This is a genomic window from Ferruginibacter sp. (assembly GCF_031430955.1).
GTDB lineage: Bacteria > Bacteroidota > Bacteroidia > Chitinophagales > Chitinophagaceae > Ferruginibacter.
Window position 1 is genome coordinate 1 of sequence record NZ_JANPCM010000421.1, and the last position, 2032, is coordinate 2032.

The window sequence follows — 2032 nt, forward strand, 5'->3', positions numbered from 1 at the left end:
CATCCGGTGTTAGAGGGATTACCCGGTAAAATAATTGTAGGTCGTTATCACAGCTGGATAATCAGCGATGAAAATTTTCCTGCTGAACTGGAAGTAACAGCAAGAGATGATAATGGTTACATCATGGCATTGCAACATAAAACTTATGATGTGCAAGGTGTACAGTTTCATCCGGAGAGTGTGTTGACACCTGATGGGGAAACTATTTTAAGAAACTGGCTTAGCCCCTAAATCCACTGAAGGGGACTTTTTACAGTAAACAATTGGAAATGTTTTTTTACAAATTATAGAGACTGAAATTTTATTTTAAACTTTAAATCTAAGTTCCCCTTTAGGGGACAGGGGCATGAAAAAAATTCTTAATTTTTTATTCGAACATAAAACACTTTCCCGTGAGCAGGCGAAAGAAGTGTTGATAAATATCTCAAAAAATATTTACAATGAAAGTGAGATCGCTTCATTCATCACCGTGTATTTAATGCGGAGTATAACTATTGATGAACTGCAGGGTTTTCGTGATGCTTTGCTGGAGCTTTGTGTAAGAGTAGATTTAAATGGTCATGATGTAATTGATATTGTAGGAACGGGGGGTGATGGAAAAAATACTTTCAATATTTCCACACTCAGTTGTTTTATTGTGGCAGGTACAGGAAACAAAGTGGCCAAGCATGGTAACTATGGTGCAACATCTGTTAGTGGCAGCAGTAATGTAATGGAGCAGTTAGGTTATACATTTAAAAGTGATAAAAATTTATTGCAGCAAGAAATTGATGAAGCCAGTATTTGTTTTTTACATGCACCCATGTTTCATCCGGCATTAAAAGCAGTAGGGCCAATAAGAAAAAATTTAGGAGTACGTACATTTTTTAATATGCTGGGGCCAATGGTAAATCCGGCGTTTCCAAAATACCAATTGGTAGGCGTATATAATTTAGAGATGGCAAGAATTTATAATTATTTATTACAACCCACAGGAAATAAATTTACCATTATTCATTCCTTAGATGGCTACGATGAAATTTCTTTAACAGGTGATACAAAAGTTATTACTAACGAAGGAGAAAAAATCTTAACCGCCGAAGCATTGGGTAAGCGCATGGTGAATGCAGAAGATATTTATGGCGGCAATACAGTAGAAGAAGCTGCAAAAATATTTACAAAAATTTTAAAAGGCGAAGGCAGCTGGGCACAAAATGCAGTAGTGCTGGCTAATTCGGCAATGGCATTGCAATGTACGGGCAAATATAAAAGCTATGAAGATTGCTATCATGATGCGGTGGAAAGTTTAGAAAGTGGTAAAGCAAATGATTGTTTACAAAAATTAATTGCTTTGCAATAATACCCTTGCAATTAAAATTGCATTATTGTTTTAAGAAATATTAGGTGGTTAGAACATTCAGTAAACTGGTTTTCGTTCCATAGGAACGCAACATGGCTAGAAAAAAAATATATAGTTACGTTTTCGTTCCGCAGGAAAGGCAGGTGGGTAGCAAATAAAAATGCGAAGTGATTTTCGTTCCTAGGAACGGCAGGTGGGTAGACAAAGGGAAATAAAGTTCAGGTTACGTTCCGTAGGAACGACAGGTGCTTACGCAGAGTGTAAAAACAAAAAGATAATTTTTAAAATGAAAAATATTTTAGAAGAAGTGGTTGAAAAAAGAAAAGCAACCGTACAGCAATTAAAAAGTATTGTCCCTATTCAGGCGTGGGAAATGATGCCGTTGTACAAGCGCAAATGTTTATCGTTACAAAAAAGTTTATTGAATGAAAACGGTACTGGTATAATTGCTGAACGGTTGCTTTTCTTTTTTCAACAACTTCCTGTAAAATATTTTTCATTGGTTTGTTTGTTTTTTGTTGCACTCTGCGTTAGCACCTGTCGTTCCTAAGGAACGAAATACGTTTTGCAATTTAATTTTTCTACCCACCTGACTTTCCTATGGAACGAAAAATTAGCTGACTTTAATTTTCTACAGTCCGATATGTAAACGAAAAAATATACCATATTAAATTCATAAATTTATTGCAGCGA

3 protein-coding genes are annotated in these 2032 nt (G+C 35.5%); all 3 read left to right on the top strand.

The annotated features are described in order from the left end of the window. Positions 1 to 231, top strand: a 231-nt coding sequence (locus ACY65O_RS11710) for a glutamine amidotransferase-related protein (protein ID WP_462221038.1), incomplete at its 5' end; no start/stop codon positions are given. Positions 232 to 346: 115 nt separating this feature from the next. Next, on the top strand, positions 347 to 1339 hold the full coding sequence (gene trpD / locus ACY65O_RS11715; protein WP_462221039.1) for an anthranilate phosphoribosyltransferase: 993 nt from the start codon (positions 347 to 349) through the stop codon (positions 1337 to 1339). 286 nt (positions 1340 to 1625) lie between these two features. Further along, positions 1626 to 1889: a hypothetical protein gene (locus ACY65O_RS11720; protein ID WP_462221040.1), complete on the top strand. Its 264-nt coding sequence runs from the start codon at positions 1626 to 1628 to the stop codon at positions 1887 to 1889. The last annotated feature ends 143 nt before the right edge of the window (positions 1890 to 2032 follow it).